At 69.7% G+C, this 25,584-nt stretch carries 4 protein-coding genes; 1 reads left to right on the forward strand and 3 read right to left on the reverse strand.

The genetic code is table 11. The features are described from left to right. Window positions 1-39: 39 nt before the first annotated feature. Window positions 40-1,536, reverse strand: a complete 1,497-nt coding sequence (locus PW843_25095; protein ID MDE1149840.1) for a CoA-acylating methylmalonate-semialdehyde dehydrogenase — start codon at window positions 1,534-1,536, stop codon at window positions 40-42. A gap of 129 nt (window positions 1,537-1,665) precedes the next feature. Between PW843_25095 and PW843_25100 the strand changes: the two genes are divergently transcribed. Beyond that, a complete protein-coding gene (locus PW843_25100; protein ID MDE1149841.1) occupies window positions 1,666-2,550 on the forward strand; it encodes a LysR family transcriptional regulator in 885 nt (294 codons plus the stop codon). An 80-nt stretch (window positions 2,551-2,630) separates the two neighbouring features. Here the strand turns inward: PW843_25100 and PW843_25105 are convergent, their stop codons facing one another. Both PW843_25105 and PW843_25110 read right to left on the reverse strand, forming a co-directional pair. Then, window positions 2,631-6,425, reverse strand: coding sequence for a SapC family protein (locus tag PW843_25105; GenBank protein ID MDE1149842.1), 3,795 nt, complete (start codon window positions 6,423-6,425; stop codon window positions 2,631-2,633). Continuing rightward, on the reverse strand, window positions 6,328-25,584 hold the full coding sequence (locus tag PW843_25110; protein ID MDE1149843.1) for a filamentous hemagglutinin N-terminal domain-containing protein: 19,257 nt from the start codon (window positions 25,582-25,584) through the stop codon (window positions 6,328-6,330). The genes PW843_25105 and PW843_25110 overlap by 98 nt, the downstream gene beginning before the upstream one ends.

A 25,584-nucleotide genomic window follows, 5' to 3' on the forward strand; every position in this document is an offset into this window, starting at 1 on the left:
GTAAAGACTGGGGGCGGGTTCAGCCGCCCCCAGCGTCCCTTACTTCATGGTCGGCATGACGAATTCGGCCCCGGCGCGGATGCCGGTGGGCCAGCGCGTGGTGATGGTCTTCAGCCGGGTGTAGAAGCGGATGCCCTCGGGCCCATGCATGTGGTGGTCGCCGAACAGCGACTGCTTCCATCCGCCGAAGGAATGGAAGGCCATGGGCACGGGGATGGGCACGTTGATGCCCACCATGCCCACCTGGATCTGGTGGGCGAATTCCCGCGCCGCGTCGCCATCGCGGGTGAAGATGGCGGTGCCGTTGCCGTAGGGGTGTTCGTTGATCAGGCGCGCGGCCTCGGCATAGGCATCCACCCGCAGCACCGACAGCACGGGGCCGAAGATTTCCTCCTTGTAGATCGTCATGTCCGGCGTGACATGGTCGAACAGGGTGCCGCCCAGGAAATAGCCGTTCTCGTACCCTTGCAGGCGGACATCGCGGCCATCGACCACCAGCCGGGCGCCCTGGGCCAGGCCGGCGTCGATATAGCCCAGCACCTTATCCAGGTGCTGGCGGGTGACCAGCGGCCCCATCTCGGATGCCGGATCCGTGCCCGGCCCCACCTTCAGGGTGCGCAGCCGGTCGGACAGGCGGCCCACCAGGGCGTCGGCCGTGGCCCGGCCCACCGGTACCGCCACCGACACCGCCATGCAGCGTTCCCCCGCCGAGCCATAGGCCGCCCCCATCAGCGCGTCCACCGCCTGGTCCATGTCGGCGTCGGGCATGACGATCATGTGATTCTTGGCACCGCCCAGGGCCTGGCAGCGTTTGCCGTAACGGGCGGCGGTCTCATAGATGTAGCGGGCGATGGGGGTGGAGCCCACGAAGCTGACGGCCTGCACCGCCGGCGCCGACAGCAGGGCGTCCACCGCGACCTTGTCGCCGTTCACCACGTTGAACACGCCGGGCGGCAGGCCCGCCTCCTCCAGCCATTGGGCGATCAGCAGGGCCGCACCGGGGTCGCGTTCCGACGGCTTCAGCACGAAGGTGTTGCCGGCGGCCAGCGCCACCGGGAACATCCACATCGGCACCATGGCCGGGAAGTTGAACGGCGTGATGCCGGCGACCACGCCCAGGGGCTGGCGCAGGGCGTGGCTGTCCACGCCGCTGCCCACGTCGGCCGTGATCTCCCCCTTCAGCAGGGTGGGGGCGGCGGTGGCGAATTCCACCACCTCCAGCCCGCGCTGGACCTCGCCCAGGGCGTCGGAATGGATCTTGCCATGCTGGGCCACGATCACCTTGGCCAGCTCATCCGCCCGTTCCTCCACCAGCCGCAGGAAGCGGTTCAGGATGCGGGCGCGGCGCAGCGGCGTGGTGGCGGCCCAGCCCGGGAAGGCCGCCGCTGCCGCCGCCACGGCCTCATTGACCTCATCCACTGAGGCGAGGTCCACGCGGGCACTCTCCTCCCCCGTCGCGGGGTTGAACACCGGCGCGGTACGGCCTGACCGGCCAGGCACTTGGCGACCGTTGATGTGATGGGGGATGGCGCTCATGGGTTCCTCCGTCCGTTTTTCGTTATCTGCGTCTTCCCTTATCCCGCTTGAATATCCGCGCATCAATGGGCAATTCTGGCACCCTCATTGTGCAGGAATTAAAGCGTAATCCGTCGGAGCGATGCAGATATGGAATGGGATCATGTCCGCGTTTTCCTGGCGGTGGCCCGCGCCGGCCAAATCCTGGGCGCGGCCCAGCGCCTGGGCCTGAACCACGCCACCGTGGCCCGGCACCTGACGGCACTGGAGGCCAGCCTGGGCGCCCTGCTGGTGGAACGCCGTCCCCAGGGCTGCACCCTGACCCCGGCGGGGGAGATGCTGATGGCGGCGGCGGAGCGCATGGAGTCCGACCTGCTGCAAGCCGGATCCGCCATCTCGGGCAGTGCCGGCAGCGTGGCCGGCACGGTGCGCATCGGGGCACCGGACGGCATCGGCACCTATTTCCTGGCGCGTGAACTGGGCACGCTGGCGGCGGCCCACCCCGGCCTGACCATCCAGCTGGTGCCGCTGCCCCGCACCTTTTCCCTGTCGCGGCGTGAGGCCGATCTGGTGATCACCCTGGACCGGCCGGAACACGGCCGCCTGATGGTGCGCAAGCTGACGGACTACACCCTCAGCCTGTACGCCAGCCGCGATCACATCGCCCGCCATGGCGCGCCGGCCTCACCGGCGGATCTCGCGGGCCGGCTGTTCGTCACCCAGGTGGAGGATTTCGCCTACAGCCGCGCCCTGGACTACGCCGCCGAAATCGGCCGCCTGACCGACCGGCATTACGAATGCGGCAGCGTGGTCGCGCAGATGGAGGCGGTGCGCGCCGGCCACGGCATCGGCGTGCTGCACGACTATGCGGCGGCGGCCATGCCGGACCTGGTGCGCGTGCTGCCCGACCTGCGTTTCACCCGCACCTACTGGCTGCTGACCCACCCCGACAGCCACCACACCGCCCGCATCACCGCGGTGCGGGAACACATCGCCGACCGCGTGGCCGCGACCCGGCACCTGTTCATGGGATAGGGTCATCCACCCCATCCACATAAAGAAAACGGCGACCCCGTCGCCAGGGCCGCCGTCGTCTCATCAAACGCTCAACCGCTTCAGTTGGCGGCGGGCGCCGGGTGCTTGGCGGCCAGGTCGACCAGGGCCGCCCAGTTGCTGACCGAGATGAAGTGGCAGATGACCAGGTGCAGCCAGCCACGCTCGCGCCAGCGCAGGAATTCCTCAGCCGGCAAGGCGTTGAACTTCGCCTCGTCGATGACCTTGAAGCCGGCCAGGCTCAGCTTCTGGCCGTCCTTCAGGGTGACGTCGGCGCGGTTTTCCACCAGCAGGTCGGCCTTCACCAGCGCCGCGACAAACTCCGTCGTCACGGCGTAATGGCCCTGGTAGTCGCTGCAGAAGGCCAGGGCGTTGCGGGTGACCTCGGTGGGCTGGCCATCCTGGAACAGCTTGTTGGCGCCGCCCTTGCCGACGACGGGGGCCGCCTCGTCGATGCACAGGGTGAATTCCGACTTGTCGCGGTTTTCCATGAAGATGAAGGGATAACGGCGGACATAGGCCGGGATGTAGGCGCCGGCGGCCCAGGTGCCGTCCGCGTCCACGAACAGGTTTTCACCGTTGCGCAGGCCGAACAGGGCCACCGGCTGGGCGGCCGCCCCATCCACGAACAGGATGGGGTACTGCTTGCAGGCCAGCGTGAATTCCGCCGCGATCAGCGGGACGGAGTTGGCGGTGGCGGCGAACTTGTAGTCCGTCACCGGCGTCAGGGAGGTGTCGCCGTCGCGTTCCGCCGCGATGGGCCGGGGCTGCTGATAGAAGGCGGGAAGGGCGTTCGTGCTCATCGTCTGATCCAAATCCGATTGCTTAAGACTTAACGGGTGGTGGTCTGGTTGGCGGCACCCTCCTCGGTCAGGACCGAGGGCTGGGCGTTGGCGCCGATGATACCATTGATACCGCCGCTGGTGGTCAGCACCTGCGGGGCCGCGTAGGCCGCCAGGGTGTCCGGCGTGATGCCGGCGCTGGTCACCGTGCCGCTGAACAGGCTGTTCACGCCCGGCGTGCTGGGCACCGGCACCCGGGCGACGACCGTCGCCGCCACCTGGCTGACCGTGTCGGTCGGGCCCCAGGGGGTGTTGTTGATGTACCAGGGTGCACCGCGCAGCGGGCTGTCGATGGCGCTGGCCGCCAGGGCCGAGCCACGGCCCTTGACGGTGCCGTACATCGTGGCCGAGGCCGCCTTGTCCACCTTCAGGCTGGCGACGTTGATGGTCTGCTGCGCCGTGCCGTTGGGCAGGCCCACCACCATGGCGCCGGTGCCCGACGACATGATCAGGGCCGTGGTCGCCCCCTGCAGGCCGGCCATGGTGATCTTGCCGTCGGTGGTGATGGTGGCCGTGCCCGTGGGCAGGGTCGCCACCGTCCCGAAGGTGATCGGGCCATGGGTCACCGTGATGGTGGCCGGCACCAGGAAGGTGGCGCCACCGGTCTGGGTGAAGCCGGCCGCCGCCGTCACCGTCGCCGGGCTGGCGAAGCGGATGGTGCCGTCGGCCTGGCTGTCGGCCAGGGCGATCGTCCCGGCGCTGGCGGTGACCGCCTGCTCGAACACGAAGCCATTGCCCGTCAGTTGCAGGCCGCCGCTGCCGTCCGCCACCAGCGTGCCGTGGAAGGTGGTGACATCGCCGGCCGCGGTTTCCACCAGGCTGCTGACCGTCACCGCCTGGGTGAAGGTGGCGGTGCCGCCGGTGCTGATGGTCAGGACGCCCAGCGGGCCGGTGCCGCCGACCGCGCCCGTCACCTGCAGGGCGTCGTCCGCCGTCAGGTTCAGGGCCGACCGGTTGGCGCTGTCCAGCGTGCCGCCGAACACCAGCGAACCGCCGGTGCTGGTCAGCGACTGGCCGCCGTTCACCGCCACGGCACCGGTGTAGGTCTGGGTGCCGGTGGCGTTGATGGAACCGCCGTTCAGGGTGGCGGTGCCGCTGACCGACAGGGGTGTTCAGCGCCTGGTTGGCCCCGAAGGCGCCGGCCAGCACGCCGTTGCCGACGATGGCCAGGGACTGGCCGCCGGCGGTGGCGGCGTCGCCGCCGGCCAGCAGGGTGACGGTGCCGCCGGTCAGGATGGCGTCGCCGCCCAGGGTGACGGCGCCGGTGTAGGTCTGATCGCCGGTGGTGGTGACCGAACCGCCGTTCACGGCGCTGGTGCCGCTGACCGACAGCTGGCGCAGGGCGGTGGTGCCGCCCAGGGCGCCGCCCGCCACCAGGTCGCCGGCCACGGCCAGGGACTGGCCACCGGCGGTGGCGCCGTCGGCACCGGCCGCCAGGGTGACGGTGGCGCCGGTCAGCACCGTGTCCGTGCCCAGCACCGCCCGCTCACCGAAGGTCTGCGCCCCCGTGGTGGTGACGCTGCCGCCGTTGAGGAACAGGGTGCCGGACGCATCGGTGGTGATCGCCGCCGCCTGCACCGCACCGCCGAAGGTGGTGGCGCCGCTGGTGTTGACCACCAGGGTGCCGGCACCGTTGATCGCGGCGAAGGTGACGTCGCCAGAGTTGGCATCGACGATCAAGGTCGAGCCGGTGTTCAGCGCGCCGGTGAAGGTGACGCCGCCGGTGGTGACCAGGTGGGTATCGGCCGTCACGGTGGTGGCACCGCTGACCGACAGGCCGGTCAGGGCCGCGTTGGCACCGATGCCGCCCGCCAGGCTGGCGTCACCCTGGATGACCAGGGCGACCGGCGTGGCCAGGGCATCGGCACCGCCGTTCAGGCTGACCAGCGTGCCGGCCAGGGTGGTGTCGGCGCCGATCACCGCGCGCTCGCCGTAGGTCTGCGTGCCGGTGGTGTCGACCGAACCGCCGTTGATGAACAGGGTGCCGGGGACGTCGGTGGTGACGCTGGCGGCGGTGACCGCGCCATCGAAGGTGGTGGCCCCGCTGGTGTTGACCGTCAGGTCGCCCAGGCGGCTGGTGCCGCCGACCACGCCGCTGAAGGTCACGGCGTTGCCGCCGGTGATCACCAGGGCATGGCCGCCGTCGACCGTGGCCGCGAAGGCGACAGTGTCGCCACCGGTCAGCGTGGTGTCGCCGGCCAGGGTGACGGCACCAAGGTAGGTCTGGCTGGCGGCCGTGGTGACGCCACCGTTCAGGGCGGCGGTGCCGGTCACCGACAGGGCGTTCAGGGCGGTGGTGCCGCCGAAGGCGCCGGTCAGGGCGGTGTTGCCCACGATGATCAGCGACTGGCCACCGGCGGTGGTGCCGTCGGCGCCGGCCGCCAGGGTGATGGTGCCGCCGGTGCTGGTCAGGGTGGTGTCGGCGCCCAGGGTCACGGCACCGGCATAGGTCTGGTCGCCGGTGGTGGTGACGGCCGGATCGCCGAAGACGGTGGTGCCGCTGACGCTGACGGTGCCCAGCGCCACCGTGGCGCCCACGGCCTGGTCCACCACCGCGTTGCCGACGATGGCCAGGGACTGGCCGCCGGCGGTGGCCGCATCCAGGCCGCCCGACAGGGTGACGGTGGCGCCGGTCAGGGTGGTGTCCGCCCCCAGGACCACCGCGGTGGCATAGGACTGCGCGCCGGTGGTGGCGATGCTGCCGCCGTCAATGGCCAGGGTGCCCGTGCCATCGGTGACCGTCAGGGCGGTCAGGGTGGTGGTGCCGCCCACGGCGCCGGTGAAGGTGATGGTGCCCGACGCGGTGGTGATGGTCAGGGCGTGGGCCCCATCCAGCGTGCCGCCGAAGGTGACGGCGCCGTCCGTGGTGGTCAGCGCGGCGTCGGCCCCCAGGGTGGCGGCACCGGTGTAGGCCTGGTCACCCGTGGTGGTGACCGAACCGCCGTTGATCGCGGTGGTGCCGCTGACGGTCAGGCCGGTCAGGGCGGTGTCGCCACCGATGGCGCCGCCGAACACGGCGTTGCCGGTGACGGCCAGGCTGGCCAGGCCGTCCAGGGTGCCGCCGATGCGGACGGTGGTGCCGGTCAGGGTGGTGTCGGCATCCAGCAGCCACGGCGCCGGTGTAGGCCTGCGTGCCGGTGGTGGTGACCACGCCGCCGCTGATCAGGCTATTGCCGCTGACCGAAAGGGTGGTCAGGGCCTGTTCCTGGCCCACCGCTTGGGCGAAGGCGGCATCGCCGGTGATGGCCAGGGCATGGGCGCCATCCACCGTGCCGATGAAGATGATGCTGCTGCCCTTCAGCACCGTGTCGGTGGTCAGCACCAGGGACTCGCCATAGACCTGGCTGCCGGTGGTATCGACCGAACCGCCCGCCAGGCTCAAGGTGCCGGGTGCGTCGGTGGCCAGGCGGGCCGCCTTGACGGCGGCGTCGAAGACCGTGCCGCCGGCCGTGTTGACGGTCAGCGCCCCCAGGCGGGTGGTGCCGCCGACAGCACCGGTGAAGGTGGCGCCGCCGTCGCCGGCCGTGATGGTCAGCGCCTTGGCGCCGTCCAGCGTGGCGTTGAAGACGACGCCGCCCAGGGTGGTAAGGGTGGTGTCGGCGCCCAGGGTGACGGCACCGCCATAGATCTGGTTGTCGGCGGTGACGGCGCCGCCGTTCAGGGCGGTGGTGCCGCTGACCGTCAGGCTGGTCAGGGCATTGGTGCCACCGACAGTGCCGCCGAACACGGCGTTGCCGGTGACCGCCAGGGTCCTGGCGCCATCCAGCGTGCCGCTGAACGTCACGATGCTGCCGGTCAGGCCGACGTTGGACGCCAGGGTGACCGCACCAAGGTAGGTCTGGGCGCCGGTGGTGCTGACATCGGCGGCGATGGTGTCGGTGCCGGTGACCGAGACGCTCTTCAGCGCCTTGGTGGCGCCCAGGGCGCCGCCGGCCGCCAGGTTGCCGACCACGGACAGCGACTGGCCGCCGACCGTCGTGGCATCGACACCGCCCGTCAGGGTGACGGTGGTGGCGGTCAGGGTGGTGTCCGCCACCAGGGTAGCGGCCTCACCGTAGGTCTGCGCGCCGGTGGTGTCGACCGAACCACCCAGCAGCTTCAGCGTGCCATCGGCATCGGTGGTGACGCTGGCCGCCTTGACGGCGCCGCCGAAGGTGGTGACGCCGCTGGTGTTCACCGTCAGGGCGCCCAGGCGATAGACGTTGCCCACCGTGCCGTTGAACGTCACATCGCCGGTACCGGCGGTGATGGTCAGGGCCTGGGGACCGTTCAAGGCGCCACCGAAGGTGACGGCGCCGTTGCTGGTGGTCAGCGTGGTGTCGACCAGCGCCTGGCTGCCACCCGAGTAGGTCTGGGCGCCGGTGGTGGTGATGCCGCCACCGAAGAACGAGGTGGAGCCGCTGACCGACAGGCTGGTCAGGGCGGTGGTGCCGCCCACGACGCCATAGAAGCTACCGGCACCGGCGATGGCCAGGGTATGGGCACCATTCAACGTGCCGCTGAAGGTGACGGAGGTGCCGGTCAGGGTGGTGTCGGCGCCCAGGATAGCGGCCTGGCCATAGGACTGCGCGCCGGTGGTGTCGATGCTGCCGCCGTTGATCGCCACCGTGCCACCGGCGTTGGTGCTGAGGTTGGCGGCCTTGACGGTGCTGGTGAAGGTGGTGGCGCCCGTGCTGTTGACCATCAGGTCGCCCAAGCGGGTGGTGGCGCCCACGGCACCGGTGAAGGTGACGTTGGCCGCCCCGTTGCTGATGATCAGCGCCTTGGCGCCGTCCAGCGTGCTGGCGAAGACGATGTTGCCGCCGAAGGTGGTGAGGTTGGCGTCCGCCCCCAGCGTGACGGCACCGGTATAGGTCTGGCCACCGTTGGTCTTGACGCCGCCGCCGTTCAGGGCGGTGGTGCCGCTTACCGACAGGCTGGCCAATTGCGAACTTCCGCCCACGGCGCCGCCGAACACGGCGTTGCCGGTGACGACCGTCGCGTACCCGCCGTCCAGCGTGCTGACGAAGCCGACGGTGCTGCCGGTCAGGGTCGTGTCGGCGGCCAGCGTGACGGCACCGGTGTAGGTCTGCGCACCGGTGGTGTTGACGGCACCGCCAACCAGCAGGGTGGCTCCCGAGACCGACAGGCTGGTCAGGGCGGTGGTGCCGCCCACGGCACCACCGAAGTCGGCGTCGCCGGTGATGGTCAGCGCCTTGGCGCCGTCCAGCGTGCCGCCGAAGGTGACGCCGGTGCCCTTCAGGGTGGCCGCCGCCGTCAGGGTCGCGGCGTCATTGTAGATCTGGGTGCCGGTGGTGTCGACGCCGGCACCCAGGACCACGGTCCCGCCGGCATCGGTGGTGACGCTGGCCGCCTTCACCGCGCCGGAGAAGGTGGTGGTGCCGCTGGTGTTGACCGTCAGGTCGCCCAGGCGGGTGGTGTCGCCGATGGTGCTGGAGAAGGTGACGGCGCCCGAACCGTTGTTGATGATCAGGCCATGGGCGCCGTTCAGGGTGCCGCTGAACGAGACGACGGAGCCGGCCAGCGAGGTGGCAAGCGTGGTGTCGGCGCCCAGGGTTACGGCACCGTGGAAGGTCTGGTTGCCGACGGTGGAAATCGCGCCGCCATTCAGGGCCGCCGTGCCGCTGACATACAGGCTGGACAGGGCCGTCGTGCCACCCACGGGGCCGCCGAACGTGGCGTTGCCGACGACGGCCAGGACCTTATAGCCGTCCAAGGTGCCACTGAAGGTGACGCTGCTGCCCGTCAGGGTGGGGTTGGCGGCCAGGGTGACGGCACCGGTGTAGGTCTGCGTACCGGTGGTGGTGATGCCGCTGGCGTTGATGCGCGTCGTGCCGCTGACCGACAGGCTGGTCAGGGCCGTGCTGCCGCCGACGACGCCGTTGATGGCTGCATTGCCGGTGACGGCCAGGGTGTGGGCGCCGTTGACCGTACCGTTCAACGTGACGGTGCTGCCGGTCAGGGTGGTGTCGGCGCCCAGGGTGGCGGCGTCGCTGTAGGTCTGGGTGCCGGTGGTGTCGATCGAACCACCCGCCAGGCTGAGCGTGCCGGCCGCGTCGGTGGTCAGGCTGGCGGCCTTGACGGCGGCGTTGAAGGCGGTGGCGCCGCCGCTGGTGACCGTCAGGGCGCCCAGGCGGGTGGTGCCGCCGACGGCGCCGGCGAAGGTGACATTGCCCGTGCCGTTGCTGATGAGCAGCGCCTGGGCGCCGTTCACCGTGCTGCTGAACAGGACGGCGCCGTTGACGGTGCTGGTCAGGGTGGTGTCGGCACCCAGGGTGACGGCACCGGTATAGGTCTGGCCGCCCGTCGTCGTCAGCGCGCCGCCGTTCAGGCCGGTTGTGCCGCTGACCGACAGGCTGGTCAGGGCGGTACCGGCGCCGACCGTGCCGCCGAAGGTGGCGTTGCCGGTGACGGCCAGGGCGTAGCCGCCGTTGACCGTGCCGGTGAAGGCGACGGTGCTGCCCGTCAGGGTGTCGTTGGCGCCCAACGTCACGGCACCGGTATAGGTCTGGGTGCCGGTGGTGGTGACATTGCCGGACAGGGCGCCGGTGCCGCTGACCGACAGGCTGGTCAGGGCCGTGGTGCCGCCGACGACGCCGTTGAGGACCGCGTTGCCGGCGACGGCCAGGGCATGGACGCCGTTGGTCGTGCCGTTCAGCGTGATGGTGGTGCCGGCCAGGGTTGTGTCGGCGCCCAGGGTGACGGCGTCGCTGTAGGTCTGGGTGGCGGTGGTGTCGACCGAGCCGCCGTTCAGGGCGGTGGTGCCGCCGGCGTTGGTGGCCAGGCTGGTGGCCTTCACCGCGCCGCCGAAGGTGGTGGCGCCGGTGCTGTTGACCGTCAGGGCGCCGGCGCGGGTGGTGGAACCAACCGCCCCGGTGAAGGTGACGTTGCCCGAACCGGTGCCGACCGTCAGGTTGCCGGCACCGTCCACGGTACCGCTGAACAGCACGGCGCCGTTGGTGGTAGCCAGGGTGGTGCCGGTGCTGTTCGCCAGGGTGACGGCGCCGGTGTAGGTCTGGCCGCCCGTGGTGGTGACGCCATCGGTGCCCAGGGTGGTGGCACCGCTGACCGACAGGCTGGTCAGCGCCGTGGTGGCGCCGACGGTGCCTTCCAGGTCGGCGTTGCCGGTGACGATCAGGACATGGGCGCCGTTGACGGTGCCGTCCAGCGTGACGGTGCTGCCGACCAGCGTGGTGTCACCGGCCAGGGTCAGGGCGCCGCTGTAGGTCTGGGTGCCGGCGGTGGTGGTGGTGCCGGTCAGGCTGGCGGTACCGCTGACCGACAGGTTCTTCAGGCGGGTGACAGCACCGAAGGCGCCGCTGGTGCCCAGGTTGCCGACGATGGACAGCGACTGCTGGCCATCGGTCGTGCCGTTGGCACCGTTGGTCAGGGTGAGGGTGGTACCGGTCAGGGTCGTGTCGCCGGCGATGGTGACGGCGCCGGTATAGGTCTGGGTACCGGTGGTGGTGACGTCGCCCGACAGGCTGCTGGTCCCGCTGACCGACAGGCTGGTCAGGGTGGTGGTGCCGCCGATCACACCGCTGAAGCCGGCGTTGCCCACGATGGACAGGGTGTGGGCGCCGTTCAGCGTGCCGCTGAAGGTGATGGTGGTGCCGGTCAGGACGGCATTGGCGCCCAGGGTGACGTCGCCGCTGTAGGTCTGGGTGCCGGCGGTGGTGACGCTGCCCGACAGGGTTTCCGCACCCGTGACCGACACGTTGTTCAGGCGGTGGGTGGCGCCCAGGGTGCCGGTCACCAGGTTGCCCGCGACCGTCAGCGACTGGGCATCATTGGTCGTACCGTCCGCACCGCCCGTCAGGGTGATGGTGCCGCCGGTCAGGGTGGTGGTGGCCGCCGACAGGGTGGCCAGGCCGGTGTAGGTCTGGTCGCCGGTGGTGGTGATGGCGCTGGCGAGGTTGCTGGTGCCGGAAACCGACAGGCTGGACAGGGCGGTGGTGCCGCCGACGATGCCGGCGAAGGTGGTGGCGCCGGTGCCGTTGGCGATGATCAGCGCCTGGGCGCCGTTGACCGTGCTGCTGAACAGGACGGTGTTGTTGCCGGTGCTGGTCAGGGTGGTGTCCGCACCCAAGGTGACGGCGCCGGTGTAGGCCTGCGAGCCGGTGGTCTTCACCGCACCGCCGTTCAGGCCGGCCGTGCCGCTGACCGACAGGCTGGTCAGTGCGTTGGTGGTGCCGACGGCGTCGGCGAAGGTGGCGTTGCCGACGATGGCCAGGGTGTGGCCGCCGTTCACCGTGCCGCTGAAGGCGACGGTGCTGCCGGTCAGGATGTCGTTGGCCGCCACGGTAACGGCCCCGGTGTAGGTCTGGGTGCCGGTGGTGGTGACGTTCTTCGACAGTGTGCTGGTGCCGCTGACCGACAGGCTGGACAGGGCGGTGGTGCCGCCGACGATGCCGCTGAGGGTCGCGTTGCCGGTGATGGTCAGCTTGTGCGCGCCGTCCACCGTGCTGCTGAGCGTGACATTGCTGCCCGTCAGCGTGGTGTCGGCGGTCAGGCTGACGGCCTCGCCATAGGCCTGGGAACCGGTGGTGTTGATGCTGCCGGTGTTCAGCGCCAGCGTGCCGACGCTGTCGGTGTAGACGGAACCGGCCGTGACGGCGGCGTCGAAGGTGGTGGCGCCGCCGCTGTAGATTTGCAGGGCGCCGGTGCGGGTGGTGCCGCCCACGATGCCGCTGAAGGTGACGTTGCCGGTGCCGGCGTTGATAGTCAGGGCATCGCTGGACGACAGGGCGTCGCCGTTACCGTCGACCGTGCCGCCGAACAGGACGGCGCTGTTGGTGGTGTTGAGGGCGGTGACGCCGGTGCTGCGCGCCAGGGTGACGGCACCGGTGTAGGTCTGGGTGCCCGTGGTGGTGATGGCCGAACCGCTGAGGACGCTGGCGCCGCTGACCGACAGGCTGGTCAGGGCGGTGGTGCCGCCGATGGTGCCTTCCAGGGCGGCGTCACCGGTGATGACCAGGACATGGCCGCCGTTGACCGTGCTGACCAGGGTGATGGTGGTGCCGACCAGCGTGGTGTCGCCGGCCAGGGTCACCGCCCCGCCATAGGTCTGCGTGCCGGCCGTGGTGGTGGTGCCGGTCAGGCTGGCGGTGCCGCTGATCGACAGGTTCTTCAGGTGGGTGACGGCACCGAAGGCGCCGCTGGTGCCCAAATTGCCGACGATGGACAGCGACTGCTGGCCCGCCGTGGTGCCGTTGGCACCGTTGGTCAGGGTGACGGTGGTGCCGGTCAGGGTGGTGTCGTCCGCCAGGGTCACCGCACCGGTGTAGGTCTGGATGCCGGTGGTGGTGACCGAGGCGGCGTCCAGGGCGGTGGTACCGCTGACCGACAGGCTGGTCAGGGCGGTGGTGCCGCCCACGGTGCCGTCGAAGGCGGCGTTGCCGGTGATGGTCAGCGCGCGGGCACCGTCCAGCGTGCCGCTGAACGTCACGGTGCTGCCGGTCAGGGTGTCCGTGCCCGTCAGGGTGGCCGCACCGGTGTAGGTCTGGGTGCCGGTGGTGCTGACGCTGGCGCCCAGGCTGCTGGATCCTGTGACCGACAGGCCGCTCAGCGCCTTGGTGCCGCCCAGGACGCTGGTGGTGACCAGGTTGCCGTCGATGGTCAGGCCCTGGGCGCCGGCGGTGGTGGCGTCCACCAGGTTGACGGTGATGGTGCCGCCCGACAGCGTGGTGTTCGTCGTCAGGATGAGGTTGTCGGTGTAGCCCTGGTTGCCCGTGGTGTCGACCGAGCCGCCGGACATCGTGACGGTGCCCAGGCTGCCGCTGCCGGCGTTCATCGTGACGCTGGCCGCCTTGACGGCGGCGTCGACGATGGTGGAACCGCTGTTGCTGACGGTCAGCGCGCCGACGCGGGTGGTGGCACCCACTGCACCCGTCAGGGTGACGGTGGCGTTGCCGCTGTTGATGGTCAGGGCATGGGCGCCATCGATGGTGGAGCTGAAAGTCACCGCCTTGGAAACGGTGGTGACCGCGGTGTCGCCGCCCAGGGTCACGGCGCTGTTGAAGGCGATGGTGCCGGTGCCGGTGGTGCTGTAGGTGCCGTTCAGCGTGGTGGCGCCGGTGTAGGACTGGTCGCCGGTGCTGGTGACGCCGGCGGTGCTGATGCTGCCGCCAGTGGCCGTCAGGCCGGCCAGGCCGGATGCTGCCCCACCCAGGGTGATGGCGCCCGTGCCGGACGTCAGGGTCAGGGCATGGCTGCCACCGGTCAGGGCGCCGGTGATGCCGATGGCGCCGTTGCTGCCGCTGGTGTCGATGGTGCGGGTGCCGGTGCCGCCCAGGGTCAGGCCGCCGGTGACGGTGACGGCGCTGGCCGTCAGGTCGCCGGTGATGGTGGTGGCGCCGGTGTAGTGCTGGGCGCCGCTGGTGCTCATGCCGCCGACGCTGATGGTCGTGGCCGTGGCGTCCAGGCTGGCGGCGGTCATGCTGCCGCTGACGCTGATGGCGCCGCCGCTGTTGGTCAGGGTGACGGCGTGGCCGTTGCCGGCGGTGATGCCGCCGGTGGAGGTCAGCGTGGTGCCGGACCCGCCGCCGGTGATGGACACAACGCCGTCAGCCGTGGTCAATCCTGCCAGCGACAGGGTGCCGGGCGCCGACAGGTAGATGCCGTAGTCGCCGGTGCCGTTGGCCAACACCGTGCCCGTCACATTGGCGGACAGGGTGGCGGCGGTGGCGACCAGGGCCTGGCTGGCGCTGCCGATGGCCTTCAGGCTGGTCAGGTTCAGCGTGCCGGCGGTGACGGCGGAACCGCCTTCACCCACCAGGGCGCCGGTGGTGGCGGTCAGGTTGACCGTGCCGGTGCTGGTGGCGTTGATGCCGCCGCTGCCCACCGTCAGGTCACCGGTGCTGGCCGTAAGGCTGACGGTGGAACCGGCCGCCGTGGCGTTGACCGCCGTGGTGGTGAAGCCGACATCGTTGGTGAAGGTGATGTTGCCCTTGGCCGTGGCCAGGGTCAGGCCCGACAGGCTGCCGGTGTTGCTGACCGTCAGGTTGGCGGCCGTGGTGGTGCCCGTCAGTTCCGCGTCCAGCGCGCCCACCGTGGTGGTCAGGGTGGTGCTGCCGCCGGCGGCACCGCTGATGAACTTCAGGCTGTCGGCGCTGATGGTGATGGCGCGCGGCGTGACGCCGGCGGCCACGATGTCGGTGGTGCCCTTCAGGTACAGGTCGCCCTGGGTGGAAACCCCGCCCGAGGCCAGGGTCAGCGTGCCGCCGGCCAGCAGGGCCAGGTCGCCCGTGCCCACGTTGGGCAGGCCGCTGCTGGCGTCGATGTTGCCGGTGGCCTGCAGGTAGGCGGACCCGTTGGTGCCCAGGGTGACGACGGTGCCGGTGCCCAGCGTCAGGTTGCCCGTCTGCTTGACGTTGATGACGCTGCCGGCGTCGGTGGCCGACAGGGCGGTCAGGGTGCCGACTGCCGTGACGATGGGGGCGCCCGCACCGGTGGTGAAGTTGGTCAGCGTGCCGATGCCGGTCTTGGACGACAGGCTGGCGCTGTAGGCGGTGACGTTGGTGCTGCTGCCGCTGGCGGCCAGGATGGCGCCGGTGGTAGCCGTCAGGGTGACGGTGCCGCCGGCGGTACCGGTGCTGACGGTGCCCACGGTCAGGTCGCCGCTGGCGTCCGTGACGGTGATGTTGGCGCCGATGTTGGAGGCGGGGGTCGCGGTCACGCTGGTCAGCGTGGTCGGACCGGCGGTGGTGATGACGGTGTCGCCCAGGGTCGTGCGGGAACTGATCGTCACGCCGTTGGTGTTGTTGTCATCGACATGGACGCCGGCACCGGAACCCCCGGTCAGGCTCAAGGTATTGGCGGTGGTCTGGACGGCGCGCGTGGAGGTGCCGATGCCGCTCTGGGTGGCCAGCGTGACGGTGTTGCCGATGATGCGGGTCAGGTCCGACCCGTCATCCAGGATGACGCCGCCCGTGCTGCTGGCCGTGATGTTCACATTGCCGGTGCCGGCGTCGACGTTGCCGGCATAAACGGTGTAGCCGCCGGTGCTGACGGTGATGTTGCCGCCATCCGACAGGATGTTGCCCAGATAGATGGTGCCGTTGTTGGCGATGGTGATGTTGCCGCCGCCGGTGGACACGTAGGCCAGCGTGCTGGCGGCCGCGGGCGCCAGGTAAATGTTACCCGCCGTGGTGACGGCGTTCACGCGCTGGCCGACCAGGTTCAGGCCCAAAACGCTGCTGGACCCGATGCCGGTCGCGGCATTGACGGAGATGCCGAAGGCGCTGACCTCGTTGCTCAGGCTGGGCGAATTTTGCGACAGCACGCTGCCGGTCAGGGCCGACAGGGTGATCTGGCCCTGGGTGGTGCCGGCGGTGACGGCGCCGCCCAAGGTCAGGTTGCCGCTGCTGACGACGACGGAGATGCCGTCGCCCGAATTGTCGGTGCTGGAGGTGGCGCTGCTCAGCAGCAGGGAACCGGCCGAGGTGACGCTGGTGTAGCCGTCGGCGGTGGAGGTGGTGAGGCCGCCGGTCATGGCACCGGTGCTGTTGATGTAGATGTCGCCGGTGCCGGTGACCGTGGCGCTGACGATGCTGCTGGGGGCGGAGATCTGCAGGGCGTCATCGGCGCTGCCGATGCCGGTGCCGGCTGTCAGGGAGATGGTGCTGCGGCCGGTGCTGGTCAGCGCACCGTCGCCGCCCAGGATGGCGCCGCCCGTGATGACCGTCAGGTTGGAGGTGGCGCCGAAGCTGACGCTGCCCAGGGTCACATCGACGTTCGAATTGGTCGACACCTCCAGCCCGCCGGTGGTGCTGACGTTGGACAGGTTGATGTCGCTGGTCGGCGTGATGTAGATGCCGCCGGTCCCGGCGCTGGCCGTGATGTCGGTGGCGGAGATGCCCAGCAGGAAGTCCAGGTTGCCGATGCTGCTGGCCGTGCCGCCGGCGGCCATCACCAGCGAACCGGTGGTGATGGCGGACGACGTGCCGGTCGCGAGGATGGAACCGCTGCCGGTGGCCGGGGTCACCGTCAGGTCGACGCTGCCGGTGCTGCCCACGTTGATGGTGCCCACCGCCACGTTGTGGTTGGTGTTCAGCGTGAAATCCAGGCCCGACTGGGCCAGGTTGGTGATGGTCGTGGTGGTGGCGCTGTCCGTGATGCTGGTGGTCAGGCCGGTCGCGGCCAGGCTGATGGTGCCGCCGCTGCTGTAGTCGCCGCTATCCGCCGTGCGGTTCAGCGTCAGGCTGGTCAGCGTGGCCGTGTCGCTGACGTAGACGTTCTTGGTGCCGGTCAGCGTCAGGACCTGGGTCGCCACGTTGACGGCGGTGCCCGAGGCGCCGATGGAATGGCCCGTGCTGTCGATGGCCGTCACCAGGCTGACGCTGCTACCGGTGATCAGGTTGCCGGTGCTGGTGCCGGTGATGTCGCCGGCCCCGGCGGTGATGGTGACCGTGCCCGTACCGGCATTGACGGTGCCGACCGAAACGCCGCCGTTGTTGGCGGTCAGCGTCACGTCGCCGGCGGCGGTGATGCTGCTGGCGATCAGGCTGCCGCTGCTGTTGGTTTCCGTGATGTTGACGCTGCCGCTGGCGCCGTTGGCGGCATGGGCGGTGGCGGTCACGGTGGTGGCGGCACCGTTGGCGTAGGTCGTGATGGCGCTGACGTTGCCGATGGAGCCCTGCGCCGTCAGGGTGACGGACGTGGTGTAGCTCAGCGAGCCGCTGAGGATGGAGCCGCCTTCGTTATCCACGGTCAGGGCGTGGCCGTTCAGGTCGATGCTGCCCAGCGCGATGTCGCCGGCACTGTTGTACAGCGTGACGTCGCCATCAGCCGTCAGGCCCTTCAGCGCCGCGGAGGCGGAGAAGCCCAGCGACATGCCGCCGTTGGGGGAGTAGGCCGACAGCGTGTTGACCTGGGCGTCGATCTCGTTGCCCGTGCCGCTGGTGCCGATGTTGCCGTTGCTGGCATCCAAGGTCAGGGACGCGGCCGTGATCTGGGTGGTGGCGTCGCCATCGCCCTTGATGTCGCCGTCGGTGGTGTACAGCTGGGCCGTGCCGGTGGTGCCCAGGTTGATGGTGCCGACCGTCATGGTCTTGTCGCTGGTGAGGCTCAGCGCCAGGCCAGTGGTGTCGGTGATGTTGGTGATGACCGGGCCGGTGCCGTCGTCGGTCATGTTCAGCGCCAGTCCGACCGAGGTGATGTCGTAGGTGCTGGCGTTGGCCGTCGGATGGCGGCTGTAGATCGACAGGTCGTCGATATGAACGTCGGAGTTCAGGTAGACGCTGCCGCTGGTGTCCAGGTTGACGGCCGGGCTGCTGATGTTCAGCGTCGTGCCGCTGACGCCCACGCTGCCGCCGTTGTTGGCGGTCATCAGGGTGGTTTCGGCGGCGGTGATGTGGTTGCTGCCATCGGTGCCGACGATGTCGTGCTGGCTGGTCAGCGACACCAGGCCGCCGACCAGCGCGCCCGTGGCGCGGGTGTCGATGGTGCCGATTTCCAGGCTGTGCTGGGTATAGGCGGTGAAGTTGATGCCGGTGCTGTCGGACACCTGGTCGATGTGGGTGTAGGTGCCGTCATCCCCGCCGGCGAAGGTCAGGCCGGTGGCGGTGATGGCGAAGACGCCGCCGGTGGCGCCGGTCTGCGTCGTCGTCAGCGACAGCGCGGACAGATCCAGGGTGTTGTCGACATAGATGTCGGCGCCGGTGCTGACACCCAGGGACAGGGCCGTGGTCTGGATGTGCGTGCCGGCCGTGCCGATGGAGCCATGGGCCGTCAGGTTGACTGTGTCGCCGGTCACCATCTCGCCCGTCGCGGCTGTCAGGTTGCCGGCGCTGCTGGTGATGGCGACCGTGCGGCCCATCTGGCCGTTCACGGTGCCGATGACGACGTCCTTGTCACCGGTGAAGCTGAAGTCCAGGCCGCTGGTGTCCACCACGTTGACCAGGTCGAACTGGCTGCCCGTGTCGGTCACGTCGAACACCAGGTGCGGCGCCGTGATGGATAGGGTGTTGGACTGGCTCAGGACATGGTGATCGGTGACGGCCAGGGAATAGAGGTCGGACGTGGCATCCACATAGATGTCGTTGCCGCTGTCCAGGGTCAGATTCTGGGCATCGACCGCCAGGTGCGCGCCGGCCGTGCCGATGGAACCACCGGTGGCGGTCAGCTCCAGCGTGGGCGCCGTGACCACACCGCCAGCGGAGGTGATGGCGCCGGAGGTGATGATCCTGGCCGACAGGCCGGCCGTCAGGTCGCCCAGCGCCAGGTCGCCGGTGTTGGACAGGTAGATGCTGCCGCCGGTGACCTTGCCCGTGCTGGCGTAGGTGCTGACAATGGTGCCCGACAGGCTGCTGGCCGTGGTCAGGAAGGGGTCGGTGCCGTCGTTGTAGACGCTGACGCCCGTGGCGTTCAGCGTCAGGGCGCCGGTGGTGATGCGCGACGCGCTGGTCTGGGCCTGGATGGCACCGGTGGTGGTCAGGCTGACGGATCCCGTGCCGACCCCGGTGGAGATGCTGCCGACGGTGATCAGCGCGTTGCTGGTCAGCGCGAAGTCCACCGTGCCGCTGTTGACGGTGAAGTTGCTGATCTGCAGGCCGTAGTTGCCGCTGTTGCTGTAGCTCAGGCTGTCGGTGATGTTGGTGGCGGTGATGCCGTAGCTGGCGGTCGCCGTGCCGGACTGCTTGAGGATGTTGCTGATCGTCAGCGACGACAGCGCGCCGCTGTCGGCGACATAGATGTTGCCGGAGGACGCCACGGACAGGTTGGCGGTGTTCACGCCGATGGCGGCGCCGCTGCTGCCGACGACGGCATTGGTGGCCGTGGCCGACAGGCCGACGCTGCCGGCGGTCAGCGTGGTGCTGGCGGCGGCGGAGATGGACCCGCCGGCCGTCAGCGAAATCGAGCCGGTGGTGCCGGCGTTGAAGTTGTTGGCGACCTGGATGGCGCGGTCGCTGGTGTAGCTGAGGTTCAGCGCCGAGTGGCCGTTGCGGATGGCGAAGTTGACGCCGTTGCTGAACAGCTGCGTCGCGCCGTCGGTGATGGTCAGCGCGCCGCTGAAGTTCTGGGCGGTGATGGCGATCGCATTGTCGGTGTCGGAACCGGGATGCTTGTTGACGATCGCCAGGTTGGTCAGATCGAGGTCATCCTCGATGTAGACCGAACCCACGGAATTGATGGTCAGCGTGCCGGTGGTCAGCACCAGGGCGTTACCGCTGGCGCCGATGTTGCCGTAGGCGGTGCCGGCGTTCTCGGTGGTCAGGGTGATGGGGCCGTTGGAGGACTGGATGCCGCCGTAGCCGGACATCATCGTGATGTTGGCGGTGGCGCCGTCAACCGTCAGCGAAACGTCGTTCAGGGTGGAAATGGTGCCAACCGCCAGGCTCTGCTTGGTGTAGAGGCTGAAGGTGTCGAGGTCGCCGATGCCGCCGGTGGTGTGTCCGGCGCGCAGGACCGTCAGGACGCCGCCGGTGCTGGACAGCAGATAGGTCTGGGTGGGGGCGGTCAGGCGGTAGGTGCCGGAGGTGCCGTTGATGTTCAACGCCAGCGCCGTCAGCGCGGTGTCGTCCTTCACATAGAAATTGGCGGCCGTGCCCACGGTCAGGCTGGTGACGCCGGACAGGTCGATCCACTGGGAGGTGTCGCTGTCGCTGGTCCCGGCCACGCCGACGGACCCGGTGCCCGAGGTCAGCGAGACGGTGTCGGCCGTGATGTGGGTGGTGGCATCGCCGTCATCGACGATGCTGCCGGCCTTGGCGGTGATGGAAACGCTGTCGGCGGTGATGGCGCCGGCGACGAAATTGCCCGAGCCCACAGTGATGGCCAGGGCGCCGCTGCCCGTGTCCACACTGGTGAGGGTGGCCGTGCCGCCGGAGGTCAGCGTGGCGGCCCCGCCGCCGGTGCTCAGGCTGGTGACGGTCAGGGTGCCGCTGCCGCCGCTGGTGAGGGTGGCGGCACCGCCGCCGGTGGCCGCACTGCCCACGGTCAGGGCGCCGCTGGTGGTGGCGAGAGCCAGCGACCCGCCGGCGGTGATGATGCCGTAGCCGTCGGTGGCATCGTTGCCGACAACGGGGCCCAGCACGGTGACGGCATGGCTGCCGGTGAAGGTCAGGTTCAGCGCGGACGTGGCGGTCAGCTGCGTCACGGTGAACAGGGCGCCGCTGTCGTTGACATTGAACGCCGAGATGTTGCCGGCGCTGATGTTGAAGCTGTTGAGGGCGCTGGTGCTGGTGCTGGCCAGCGTCAGGTTCGACAGGGCGGCGGTATCCGCGACGTCGATGCTGCCCTGCGAGGTGATCGTCAGGTCGGCGGTGGTGACCGACAGCGCGTTGGCGCTGCTGCCGACGCTGCCGCCCGTGGCCGTCAGGACCACGGCGCCGGCGGTGGTGCCGGTGGCGGCGTTGCCGTCATCCAGGATGCTGCCGCTGGTGCTGACGATGCCGACCGTGCCGCCGGCGCTCAGCGTGCCCAGCGTCACGCCGGCACTGGCGGTGACGGCGATGTCGCCCGAGGCCGACAGGCTGTTCAGCGTGAGGCCGGTGCCGGTGGTGCTGACCTGGATGTCGCCGGCCGAGGCCGTGGCGTTCAGCGTGGCGCCACTGCCGCTGATCAGGATGGGGGCGCCGCTGGCGCCGATGCCGCCCGAGGCCTGCAAGGTCACGGTGCCGTTGGTCCCCACCGTCAGGGTCTGGTAGACGGGCGTGGAGCTGTAGGCGGAGCTGATGTCCGGATCGGTGATGGATCCGGCATCCGCGATCAGGGTGATGGCCTGGCCCGTGGTGCTGAGGGCGCCCACCTGCAGGTCGCCCTGCTTTGCCTCGATCACCATGTTGCCGGAGTTGTATGAGCCCGTGTTGACGACGACCGTGTTGGTCGCGCTGTCCACCGGCATGGACACGACGACATGGGTGCCGCCGTTGGCGGCGGCCACGGTCAGGTCGCCGGTGGCCACGGTCAGCGCCGTGTCGCTGGTGCCCAGGCTGGAGCTCTGGCTGCCCACCGCCGACAGGGTGATGCTGCCGGCCAGCACCTGGGTCGCGGTGTTGGCGTCGTCCAGGATGCTGCCGTAGTCGGCATAGACGCTGAAGGTGCCGTTGCGGGTGACGTCGATGTTGCCCAGCGTGACGGTGCGGTCGGTCTCGATCGACGCGTTCAGGCCGGTGACGTCGGTCAGGGTGTTGATGGCGAAGGCGCTGGTGCTGTCGGTGACGCTGAAGGCCAGCGAGGGCGCGGTCAGGACGTAGCTGTTAACGCTGCCGTTGGTGTTGTGGTAGGCGTCCAGCGACAGGTAGGACAGGTCCTGGTCGTCGCTGACATACAGGTTGCCGTAGGTGGTCAGGCTCAGCTGGTCGGTGCCGACGTTCAGCGGGTTGGCGGCCGTGCCCAGGCTGCCTTCATCCGCGTACAGCCGGACATAGCCGCCGCTGACGCGGGTCTGGCTGTCGCCATCGTCCAGGATGTCGCCGCTGGTGGCCTCCAGATAGACCTCGCCCGAGGCACTGGCCTGGATGCGGCCCAGCACCAGCGTCTCATCGCTGGTGAACTCCAAATTATCCAGGGTGGTGCCGACCATTTGCGTCAGCAGGAACTGGCTGCCGGTATCGGTGACGCTGAAGGTCAGGTAGGGGGCGGTGACCTGCACGGTGTTGACGGTGCCGGCCGTGGCGTGGTCGTCCTCAATGTACAGGTCCGACAGCGCCACGGCGTTGTCGACGTAAATATCGCCCTTGCTCTGCAGGTCCAGGTTGGTGGTGTTGGTCTTCAGGTGCGAGGCGGAGGTGCCGATGCTCTGCTTGGCCCGCAGCTCGACCTCATCCGCGACGATGGACGTGGTGACCGTGCTGTCGGCCAGGACGTTCTGCGACGCGTACAGTTCAACCCAGCTGGCGTGTTGGGCGTTGTCGCCCGTGGCGGTGATGGTGCCGGCGACGGTGATGGATCCGTCCTTGGTGCGGACATAGATCGAGGGCTGGGTACCGCTGCTGTCCGAGGACGAGATGACGTAGGTGGTCTTGAGGTCGCCCACCGTCAGGTCGCCGGTCGCCTGGGTGATGGTGGCGCCGGTGCCGACGGTGCCGGAGACCTTGGCGACCGCCGTGTTCAGCGTCACGTACCCGACGGAGGAGGTGCCCAGCACCAGGTTGCGGCCGGTGATCAGCGAGCCGCTGCTGCCGGTTGTGATGCCATCGCCCGACGTGGTGGTCAGGGTGGTGGTCAGCGTGACGTTGCCGCTGGATCCCGCGTTGATGGTGTTGACGGTCAGCAGGCCGTTCGCCGTCAGGCTGATGTCATCGCCGCTACCGCCGCCGGTGCTGAGGTTGGTGACGGTGGTCGGGGCGGCCGTCGCCACCTCGATGGCGCCGGTACCGGTGTTCTGAACGCTGGACAGAGTCGTGGCGCTGGTGTTGGTCAGGTTCAGGAAGATGCCGCCGTTGGTGTTCAGGGCGGACAGGGTGCCGGCGTTGCTGGTCAGCGGGTCGGCATGCGTGCCGATGCCGCTCACGGCGGTCAGGCTCAGACTGTTGGCGGTGATGCTGGTGGTGGCGTCGGCATCATCCTGGATGGCAGCGCCGCTGCTCAGCGTCACGGTGCCGCCGGTGACGGTACCGACGGTCAGGTCGGCCGCACCGTTGGCGATCTGGACCGCACCCCCCTGGGCGACGGCGCTCTGCACCGACAGGGTGGTGGCGCCGTTGCTGACATTGATGCCGCCGGTGCCGGCGCTGGCGATCAGCGTGCTGGCATTGGTGTAGAGGGGGGTGGTGCTGGTGCCGATGGCGCCGTTGACGCCCGTGCTGCCCTGGGCCGTCAGTTTGACGGCGCTCGCGGTCAGGGGCGTGCCGGCGCTCATCCCCGACCCGGCGACGATGTTGCCGCCGGTGGCGGTCACCGCGACGTAGCCGCTGCTGGTGACGTTGATGTTCCCCAGCACGACATCGCGGTCGCCACTCACCTGCAAGTACAGGGGCGAGGATGTCTGCTGCAGGGAATTCAGGTTCAGGCTGCCCGTATCGGTGACGTCAAACGTCAGGCCGGGGGAGATCAGCTGATAGGTGTTGGTGACGCTCGGGCGGGCGTGGCTGGCGTTCAGCAGCAGCGCCACCAGCGTTTCGTCGTTGGTGACAAACAGGTCACCACCTGTCTCCAGACCCAGCTGAGTGGTGTGCGTGCTGATGGTGGAGGTGGCGCTGCCGACGCTGCCGCCCGTGGCCGACAGGATGACGCCGTTGGTGCCGCTGATCAGGTTGGTGGTGCCGACATTGGTGATCGACCCCACGCTGGAGGTGACCTGCACGCCGCCGCCGGTCAGCGCGTTGGCCAGCGTGATGTTGCCGTTGGCCGAAATGGTGATGATGCCGGTGTCCGACGTCAGCTTGGCGACGTTGGTGATGGTGCTGCCGATGCCCAGCGCCTGCAGCGTGATGTTGCCGCCGCCGCTGGCCACGATCTCGGTGGTGGACGGGCTCAGGAAGGTGATGCCGCCGGTGGCGGTGGATTGCAGGGTCAGGCTATGGCCGCTGCCCAGGTTGACGGTGCCCAGATTGTCGACGGTGATCTGGCCGGTGGCCTGCAGCACCACGTCGCTGGTGGCGGTCAGGGCCACGATCTTGCCGGACGAGACGGTGTTGGCGCCGGAATCGGCCGCGGTGGAGGCCAGGGTGCCGCTGGCGGCGGCGGTGTCCTGGGTGCCGCTGCCGGAACTGCCGTTGGTGATTTCCAGCGTGGACGGATCCAGCAGCAGGGTACCGGTCTTGCCCTTGGCGGCCGTCAGGGTGACGCCGCCGTCCAGGGTCACGGCCTCATGGCTGGACACTTCAGCGGAACCGCCGTTGCCGCCATTGGCGCCGCCCTTGGCGGTGATGTTGCCGGAGAAGAGCGTGCTGTCCTGCGACAGCAGGGTGACGCGGCCGCCATCGCCGTTGGTCAGGGCGTCGGCGTTCAGGGTGGCGCCGGCCGCCAGGCTGACGCTGCCGGACAGGTTTTGCGCGGTGGCCAGGCTGGTGCCGGTGCCGTCGCTGCCGATGGCGATGGTGCCGCCGCCGGCGTCGCCGCTGGCGTCCACCACCGCACCCGCGGCCACGGCCACGTCGGCGCCGGTGGCGATGACGGTGCCGCCGGTCTCACCCGCCCCCTTGCCGCTGGCGTCCACCGTGCCGGAGATGGCGACGGTGCCGTTGTCGCCGCCCGACAGGATGATCTTGCCGTTCTGGCTGCCGACGCTGGTGGCGACGATGACGCCATCGGTGTTGATGACGTGGTCGACCACGCCCTTGACGGCACGGGCGGACAGCTGGACCACGCCGCCCTCGGCCACGATCTGGCCGGAGTTGACGACCAGCGCCTGGACGGCGCTGCCGTCGGCGTTGTGGGGCAGGGCGGTGACGGCGGAACTGGCGTCGAAGCTCAGCAGGCCGTCGCCCTGGAAATCCAGGGTGAAGGTCTGGGCGCCGCCCAGGGCTACCTTGCCCAGGCGGGCATGGATGACACCGGAGTTCTGGACGCTGGGCGCCACCAGGGCGGCCAGGCCGCTGTCCTTGATGGTGATGTCGCCGGCGTTGACGATGGCGGCGTTGGGGTTGGTCGAGGCCTGGTTGAAGTTGTAGCGTCCGGCCAGGAAGTCGGCGTCGCTGATGTTGGCGGTGGTGGCGACCAGGCTGCCCACGTCGACGCGGCTGCCGGCGCCGAAGATCACGCCGTTGGGGTTGACCAGCATGACCGTGCCGTTGGCGGTCAGCGTGCCGAAGATGCTGGACGGGTCGCTGCCGATGACCCGGTTCAGGATCACGCTGCTGCTGGACGGCTGCACGAAATTGACCGTCTCACCGGCGCCGATGCTGAAGCTCTGCCAGTTGATGGCGGCCTTGTCGGTGCCCTGGGTGATGGTCAGGGTGTTGGGCTTGGACGCGTTGATGGTGGCCGCACCCACCGTCACCGTGCCGCCGGTGGGGTTGGCGTGCGCCTGCGACAGCAGGGCCGACAGGATGTAGGCGCCCAGCGTGCCGCCCACGGCCACGGCCGTGCGGCCGGCGCGCCGGTTGCGGCGGCTGGCGCTCTTGGGCGCCGGCTTCAACAGGTTGGCGGCCGAGGCCAGCAGGGTGTCACGCAGGACATCGCGATGGCGCTGCGCGCCCGGCAGGATGTCGGGCACCTGGCGGCCGACGTGACGGGTCACCTTGGCGTGGGCACCGGAACGCGGGCGGGAAAAGCTGTTGCTGCTCAT

It is taken from the genome of Azospirillaceae bacterium (assembly GCA_028283825.1).
Classification (GTDB): Bacteria; Pseudomonadota; Alphaproteobacteria; order Azospirillales; family Azospirillaceae; genus Nitrospirillum.

Coding starts and splice junctions, on each gene's coding strand:
- PW843_25095 (MDE1149840.1), bottom strand. CDS start 1,536: ATGAGCGCCATCCCCCATCACATCAACGGTCGCCAAGTGCCTGGCCGG.
- PW843_25100 (MDE1149841.1), top strand. CDS start 1,666: ATGGAATGGGATCATGTCCGCGTTTTCCTGGCGGTGGCCCGCGCCGGC.
- PW843_25110 (MDE1149843.1), bottom strand. CDS start 25,584: ATGAGCAGCAACAGCTTTTCCCGCCCGCGTTCCGGTGCCCACGCCAAG.